Here is a 7,121-nt window from a genome sequence, read left to right on the forward strand (position 1 = left end):
CCCCGAACCCTCGATGAAACGAATCCTCTACGACGTGGCGATCATCTAGGCGCCCCGCCCCGGACGCCGGACCGCTCCCCACGCGTTCGCGCAGGCCGATCGCGGCCTGACGGGAATTGGCGGGTGGGAAGGAACGGGCGAGCGGACACCGGGTTTCGATCCAGGCCGGGAACCGGGCTGCGGTGCCGGCAGTCAAAGCCCTTCGGGACGACGAGCGAGGAGTACCGGGTGCGTACCTTCATGCGTGTGGCGAGCGTGCTGGGACTGTTGCTCGCCTCGTCGGCGTTCGCCGTGGCGCGACCGGCATGGGCGTGCGGCTGCGGAGCGGTGATCGCCGACAGCTCGGTCCGGATCTCCGAGGAGACGTCGATCGTCCGCTACGACGCGGCGGCGCGTACCGAGGAGATCGTGATGAGGCTGTCGGCCGAATCGTCGGCGACGGACGCGGCCTGGCTCTTCCCCACGCCGTCCGAGGCTTCGGTCCGGCTCGGCGAACGCGGCTGGTTCGAGCAGCTCGACGCGCTCACCGAACCACGCGTGGTCACCCGGAAGGTCTGGTTCCCCGACCTGGGCGGCGGTGAGGGAGCGGCCGGCGGAGCCACGGCTCCGGGGCGCGACGGAAGCGTCGGGGTCCTCGGCGAGCGCGACCTCGGACCGTTCCGTGTGGCGACGCTCGAGGCCCGCGACCCGGGCGCACTGGCCGACTGGCTCACCGCGAACGGCTACCGTCTGCGCCCCGACCTTGAGCAGGCGCTCGGCCCGTACGTCGAGCAGGGATGGAAGTACGTCGCGGTGAAGCTGCGGCCGAGTTCCGGCGCCGCTCTCAACGGCGACCTCGCCCCCCTGCGCGTCTCGTTCTCCTCCGACGAGCTCGTCTACCCGATGAGGCTCTCCCGCCTCGCGAAGGAGACACAGCGGCTGCATCTCTACGTGCTCGGCGAGCATCGCGTGGAGCAGTCGACCGGGGCGAGGATGCGGCTGGCCTTCGCCGGACAGGTGGCGCCCGAGCAGGTGCGTTCCCCGGAACTGCGGGAACTCCTCGGGGACGGCCTGTTCATGACCGAACTCATCGACGGCGGGATCGATCCCGAGGAGATCGTCGACGACTACCGCTTCACCGCGGCGGGCAACGAGCCCTACCGGCAGGTCGTCCACAGGGAGGAGGTCGTCCGATTCCTGGGTATGCCTGCCGGCTGGCTGATCGTTTTCGCGGCCGGCGCCCTGGCCGCGGCGCTGGGCGTCGTACTACTGGTACGTCTCCGAGCGTGATCCTCACCGCCGCACCCCTAGAATCCCGTGGGTGACCACCTACAGTGATCTTGATGCGTTCGGCGACCTGGACGCCTCCGCTCTGCCCCCGCGCCAGCAGCGGATCCTGGCCGTGATTCAAGACTGGGTGGTCAGGTACGGGTATGCGCCGAGCACGCGCCAGATCGGCGACGCCGTCGGCCTGCGGTCATCGTCGTCGGTGTCGCGGCACCTGGCGAGCCTGGAGGAAGGGGGTTTCCTGCGGCGCGGCAGCGCGATGTCGCGACCGGTCGACACGCGCGTGTTCCTGCGGCCTCCGGCGCGGGAGTCCTCCGAGGGCCCGGTGACCGTCCCCGTGGTCGGGCACATCGCCGCCGGTACGCCCATCACGGCCGAGGAGCACGCCGACGACACGCTGATGCTCCCCCGCGAGCTCACCGGGCGCGGCGCCGTCTTCGGCCTGCGCGTGCGCGGGGACTCGATGACCGACGCCGCGATCTGCGACGGCGACATCGTCGTGGTCCGCCGGCAGCAGGAGGCCCACTCCGGCCAGATCGTCGCCGCCATGATCGACGACGAGGCCACCGTGAAGGTGTACCGGCGCCGCGACGGCCACGTCCGGCTCGAACCACGCAACCCCGCCTACGACGTGATCGACGGCGACGAGGCCGTCGTGCTCGGCATCGTCGTCTCAGTGGTCCGCAACGTCTGACGCGCGGCGCGGTCGACGCGGCACCGGTGCATCGTGCTGCGGGCCGGGGCGGTGGCGGGTCGTGAGTCCGTCGAGGACGAGGTCGAGCTTGTGTGCGAACCATTCTCGCGGCGGCATCATGATCACGTGGCTCATCGTCGTGCGGATCGCTTGCCGCTCGCGGGTGTCCGTGGGCTCGGGCGCCCATTGCCGGCTGATCTGGTCGTGGAGGGAGGTGTCGGCGTCGCCTTCGGTGGCGCACGCGAGGTTCTCGACGCCACGGCGGTGGTCGATGGCCAGGTCGATGACGCTGTCGGTGGCGAGGACCGCGTCGAAGGCCGTGAACCCGTGACCGGTGAGGGCGGTCGCGAGGTCGTCGTAGAGGCCGACCATGCGCGCCGACATGATGCCGGACAGTTCGGTGACGGCGCCCGGATGCTCGGCGAGCAGGTCCCACAGGGCCGTGGCGTGCCGGTGGAGCAGGTCCCGCCACGGTCCGCGGAAGTCCGGCCAGGTGTGCTGTGCGTCGCCTGGATGTCGGCCATGAGCGCGGTGATGGGGGCCGACAGGCCCAGGCCGACCAGCGCGAAAGTCAGCACCGCGACCGCGTCGCTCCACCCGCGGCTGACGAACAGGGCTCCGACCCCCAGGTTCACCACGAGCAGGGCGACCGGACCGATCACCTGCTGGGCGATCGTCTGAGGACGGATCATCGGGCCCGCCCAGTCGAGAAAGAAGGTCGTGAACCGGGACACCGAGGCGCGATACGCCGTGGAGGCGCGCCCCGTCTCCCCGAAGGTCGTGAAGGCGCTGCATCACCTGGTCGCCCACTTCCTACACGGCGATCACGGCGGCGGCGGTCACACCGGTGGTGGTGTACGCGTACCTGCTCGTCGTGGACTGGCGGCTCGCGCTGACGATGCTGGTGCCGCTGCTGGTGCTCGTCGAACTCTACGCGCGCATGATGAGCGGCGGCATGGCCAAGATGGAGGAGTACGGGAGGGTCCTGGCAGGCATCAACGCGGCGGTGGTGGAGTTCACCGACGGGATCGGCGTCGTAAAGGTACCGTGCCAGTGACTGATCCAGGGCAGGTCAGCCACTCAGTCGACTCCGATCGGACGGGGCGTGCATCATGACGGCAGGTCCATCTCGCGGTTCCGCGCAGCGGACGCCCCCGGCGGGCGGAGGAACACGCGTTCGCGGGACCCGGCAGGGAGCGATCATCGGTCAGGTCCTGGCCGAACTCCCGGAGTTCCGCAGCGCCCAGGACATCCATGGTGAGCTGCGAGGCCGCGGCGAGCGCATCGGGCTCGCCACGGTCTACCGCCACCTTCAGGCCCTCCGGCAGGACGGCACGGTGGACGCCATCCAGGACCGGAGCGGCGAGACCCTCTACCGGCGCTGCGAGAGCAGCGGCCATCACCACCACGTGACCTGCCGCTCCTGCGGCACCAGCATCGAGGTCGAGGGCGGCGTGGTCGAACGCTGGGCGGAACGCGTCGCCGAACAGGCCGGTTTCACCGACATCGACCACACCGTGGAGATCTTCGGCACCTGCCCCTCCTGCGTCCGCCGACGCGGCTGACCCCCGCCGCCGCGCGTCCGCCTCTCCGCTCGTTCAGCCGGCGGCGTCGAGGTCGAGGAGGTCGGCGAAGGGGTCGTCCAGCACGGTCGCCGGTTCGCCGGGAGCCAGCAGGCAGGCGTCCAGCAGGGCGTGGATCTCGTCGTGGTCGAGCCCGGGGCCGGTGAGGACCAGGTGCTGGACGCGGTCGCCGTGCTCGGGTGTCCAGTCGAGGGAGGCGGCCAGGCGGCGCGCGGGCGGTTCGGTCCCCCGGGCCGGTTCGGGGAGCGCGGCCAGCCAGGGGCCGGTGTCCTCGACGCTGACGACGCCCGCGACCGCGTCCCAGGCCAGCAGCCGGTCCGGGCGGTTGGCCAGCCAGAACCGCCCGCGGCTGCGCACCGACCGGGTGGCGATGTCGTCCATGGCCTCGAAGAACCGTCCCGGATGCAGCGGCCGGGTGCGATGCCAGACCACGGTGTCCACCGCGGGGGTGCGTGCCGTGCAGGGCAGTTGCGCGCTGGCGGGGTCGACGCGCGCGGCCAGCTCGTGGACGCACAGGCCCGGCCCGTCCACGGCCGGCAGCGGCTCCCCGGGCATGGCGGCCGGCGTCATCGGGGCCAGATGGCCGAGCACCTCGCGGCACAGCTCGATGTCGTCCTCGTCGGCCGGAGGCAGCGGGACCGGCATGGTGTCCGGGACGACCAGCGCGGTGGCGTACTCGATCTGGTGGACCAGCACCTCGGCCAGGTAGCGCTCGTCACCGGCGGCGGCCTGCTTTCCGATCTCGGAGAGCAGCTCGCCCCGGCAGACGTCGGTGGGCATCAGCTCGGCGTCCAGTGCGGTCAGCACGCCGGTGAGCCGGAGGCCGGGAGCCGTCTCGGGGTCGCCGACCGCTTCGGCGACCGACCGGGGCTCCACGGTGTCCCACAGGTCCACCACCAGCAGGGAGGCCCGGCCCGCGTACCGCAGCAGCTGGGGAATCAGGTCGAGGCGGACGGTGCAGCTCACGCAGCCGTGCTTCAGCCGGACGGCGACCCGCTCGCGCACCACGTCGGCGTCCCGCACGGTGCGCACCACCAGGCCGCCGGTGACCTGGCGCAGGTCGTGGTGGATCGCCAGGGCGCCGGGGTGCTCGCGCAGCAGCCGGTCGACCACGGCGGCGCGGGCGACGCCGTGCAGCCCGGCCACCAGCACGACGGGAACGGACATCGAGGACCCCTCTCTCACGAATGAAAACGATTATCGCTATCATGCCATGCCGGAGGAGAGAAGGGAGTGGTTGATGTCCAGGCGTTGCCAGCTCACCGGAGCCCAGCCGGGTTTCGGCAGGACGGTGTCGCACTCGCACCGGCGCACCTCGCGCCGGTTCGACCCGAACATCCAGAACAAGCGGTACTGGCTGCCCAGCGAGGGACGGTACGTGCGGCTGCGGCTGTCCGCCCGCGCGATCAAGACGATCGACAAGATCGGCATCGAGGCCGCCGTCGCCCGCATCCGCGCACGAGGAGAGAAGATCTGATGGCCAAGAAGAGCAAGATCGCCGCCAACGAGCGCCGCAAGGCCACCGCCGCGCGCTACGCCGCCCGCCGCGCCGAGCTCAAGCGGATCGTCCGCAGCCCGCACACCGCCGAGGAGGTCCGCGCGGCGGCCGCGGCCGAACTGCGGCGCCAGCCGCGCGACGCCAGCCCGACCCGCGTGCGCAACCGCGACGCCGTCGACGGACGCCCGCGCGGGCACCTGCGCAAGTTCGGCCTGTCCCGCATCCGGGTCCGCGACATGGCGCACCGCGGCGAACTCCCCGGCGTCACCAAGTCGAGCTGGTAAGGATCCCCATGGCCGTCCCCAAGCGCAAGAAGTCCCGCAGCAACACGCGCAAGCGCCGCGCCCAATGGAAGGCGTCCAGGCCCGACCTGGTCCCCCTCACCATCGAGGGCCGGCGGATCCTGGTCCCACGCCACCTCGTCAGCGCCTACCGCCGCGGACTGCTGCGCCCCTGAACGCTGCACGGCATGACCTACATCGACCGCAGGAACCGATCTAGGGCTCCTCAAAGGCGAGGCTCCTGGGCAAGGATGAGCTTGTTGTACAGGCCGTTTTCGGCGGCGAGTCCGTCGTGGGTGCCGCGCTGGACGATGCGGCCGTGGTCGAGGACGAGGATCTGGTCGGCGCGGCGGACGGTTTCGAGGTTGTGGGCGATGACGAGCACGCTCCCGCCGGCGGCGAGGCGGTGGGCGGCTTCGCCGATGAGACGGGCGTTCTCGGGGTCGAGGGCCGAGGTGGCCTCGTCCATCACGGTGAGCGGCGCGGCCTTGAGCAGGGCGCGGGCGACGCAGACGCGCTGGCGTTCACCGCCCGAGAGGCGGCTTCCCCCGGGCCCGGCCGGGCTGTCGATTCCGTCGGGCAGTCCGGCGATGGTGCGCTCAAGGCCCGCGGCGCGGACGGCGGCGTCCAGGTCGGTGTCAGGCGCGTCGGGGCGCGCGATGCGGATGTTCTCGCGGATGGTGGTGTCGAGGAGGTGGTCGTCCTGAAGCACGGTGCCGATGCGTGTGTAGAGGTCCTCCGGTCGCAGGGCGCGGAGATCGGCGCCGTCGAGGGCGATGCGCCCGCCGGTGGCATCCCAGAACCGGGTGAGCAGCCGGAGGAGGGTGGTCTTCCCGGCGCCCGAGGGCCCGACGAGCGCGGTGAGCCCGCGGCGGGGCAGCGCGAACGACACGTCCTCGATCACGGGCCGGTCGTCGTAGCGGAACGAGGCGTGCTCCGCGCGGACCATGTCCCCGCCGTCCGGATCCCCGCCGTCCGAGGCGGCGGGTTCGGGTGATGCGTCGATGACGGGCAGTGGAGGCGTGTCGATGATCTGCACGAGCCGGGTGAGGACGCCGCGTTGCAGGCGCAGCCCCGCGGCCAGATCCGCGCCGGCGGAGGCGACCGCGGTGAGGCGCGCGATGACGACGAGGACGCCGACGAAGACGGGGGCGGTCAGGGTGGCGCCGGCCGTCCAGCCCGCCCCGGCGGCGATGAGGGCGGCGAAGAGGGCGTTGAGCGTGAGGCCGAACAGCACGAGGCCAGGAATGACGGTACCGGCCGAGCGCAGCGACGCGGCGCGAACGTCGTGGAGCGCCCGGTCGAGGGCTTCGGAATCGCCGGGGCGCTGATCGGTGCGGATGAGCGGCTGCCGGTCCGCGTATTCCAGCACGCGGTCCGTCGCCTCGGCGGTGGTGCGGTGGCGGCGGGCGTCGACGGCACGGGCGAGCCCGCCGCTGTAGCGGCCGGCGGCCGCCGCGACGGCGGTGGCGGCGAGCACGGTGATCGTGAAGCGCCAGTCCAGCAGGGCGAGGGTGAGCGCGGCGGCCGGAGGTGTGACGAGGGCGGTGATCGCGGGACGCAGCAGGATGGCCGGGTAGGACATGAGCTGCGGGACGCCGGTCGTGCCGGTGTCGATGATGCCCGCCTGCCGGGCGGGGGTGAACCAGCCCAGAGGCAGGTCGGCCAGGTGCTCGCCGAGGCGTTCGTGCAGGGCGCGGGCGGTGGCGCCGCCGACCCGGAACGCGACCATCTGCGCGGCCGCCTGCACGGCGACGAACGCGACCGCCGCCACGGCAAGCGCGATCATAGCGGGGAGG

Annotated in this window: 10 protein-coding genes; 7 read left to right on the forward strand and 3 right to left on the reverse strand. The window is 72.1% G+C overall.

The window, feature by feature from the left end:
* Nucleotides 1-228 precede the first annotated feature (228 nt).
* Entirely contained in the window at nt 229-1,269 is a 1,041-nt protein-coding gene (locus tag E1281_RS35130) for a DUF2330 domain-containing protein (RefSeq protein WP_131884014.1), read from the forward strand.
* A 31-nt stretch (nt 1,270-1,300) separates the two neighbouring features.
* Nucleotides 1,301-1,960 carry a transcriptional repressor LexA gene (gene lexA, locus E1281_RS35135; protein ID WP_131884015.1) on the forward strand — a complete coding sequence of 220 codons (660 nt, stop codon included), beginning with the start codon at nt 1,301-1,303 and terminating at the stop codon, nt 1,958-1,960.
* Here lexA and E1281_RS35140 read toward each other — a convergent pair.
* Nucleotides 1,940-2,344 carry a hypothetical protein gene (locus E1281_RS35140; RefSeq protein WP_131884016.1) on the reverse strand — a complete coding sequence of 135 codons (405 nt, stop codon included), beginning with the start codon at nt 2,342-2,344 and terminating at the stop codon, nt 1,940-1,942. The genes lexA and E1281_RS35140 overlap by 21 nt on opposite strands.
* A 463-nt stretch (nt 2,345-2,807) precedes the next feature.
* Here E1281_RS35140 and E1281_RS35145 point away from each other — a divergent pair, with 463 nt between their 5' ends.
* Together E1281_RS35145 and E1281_RS35150 are read left to right on the forward strand one after the other, a co-directional pair.
* Nucleotides 2,808-3,017, forward strand: a complete 210-nt coding sequence (locus E1281_RS35145) for a hypothetical protein (protein ID WP_131884017.1) — start codon at nt 2,808-2,810, stop codon at nt 3,015-3,017.
* Nucleotides 3,018-3,072: 55 nt separating this feature from the next.
* Complete coding sequence (locus E1281_RS35150) at nt 3,073-3,525, forward strand: Fur family transcriptional regulator (RefSeq protein WP_131884018.1); 453 nt, start codon at nt 3,073-3,075, stop codon at nt 3,523-3,525.
* Between the two features lie 33 nt (nt 3,526-3,558).
* Here the strand turns inward: E1281_RS35150 and E1281_RS35155 are convergent, their stop codons facing one another.
* Nucleotides 3,559-4,710 carry a GTP-binding protein gene (locus E1281_RS35155; RefSeq protein ID WP_131884019.1) on the reverse strand — a complete coding sequence of 384 codons (1,152 nt, stop codon included), beginning with the start codon at nt 4,708-4,710 and terminating at the stop codon, nt 3,559-3,561.
* Between the two features lie 73 nt (nt 4,711-4,783).
* On the opposite strand from E1281_RS35155, the gene rpmB reads away from it, so the two are divergent.
* Genes rpmB through rpmF form a run of 3 tightly spaced genes read left to right on the forward strand, consistent with a single transcriptional unit; the run spans nt 4,784 to nt 5,498 of the window.
* The gene (rpmB, locus tag E1281_RS35160; RefSeq protein ID WP_131884020.1) at nt 4,784-5,020 is read left to right on the forward strand and encodes a 50S ribosomal protein L28; all 237 of its coding nucleotides are present in this window, start codon (nt 4,784-4,786) and stop codon (nt 5,018-5,020) included.
* Complete coding sequence (gene rpsN / locus E1281_RS35165) at nt 5,020-5,325, forward strand: 30S ribosomal protein S14 (protein ID WP_131884021.1); 306 nt, start codon at nt 5,020-5,022, stop codon at nt 5,323-5,325. The genes rpmB and rpsN overlap by 1 nt, the downstream gene beginning before the upstream one ends.
* 8 nt (nt 5,326-5,333) lie before the next feature.
* Complete coding sequence (gene rpmF / locus E1281_RS35170) at nt 5,334-5,498, forward strand: 50S ribosomal protein L32 (protein ID WP_131884022.1); 165 nt, start codon at nt 5,334-5,336, stop codon at nt 5,496-5,498.
* Nucleotides 5,499-5,548: 50 nt separating this feature from the next.
* On the opposite strand, the gene E1281_RS35175 is transcribed toward rpmF, so the two are convergent.
* Nucleotides 5,549-7,121: ABC transporter ATP-binding protein (locus tag E1281_RS35175; protein ID WP_131884023.1), on the reverse strand; the 1,573-nt coding region annotated here is incomplete at its 5' end.

It is taken from the genome of Actinomadura sp. KC345, assembly GCF_004348515.1.
Classification (GTDB): Bacteria; Actinomycetota; Actinomycetes; order Streptosporangiales; family Streptosporangiaceae; genus Spirillospora.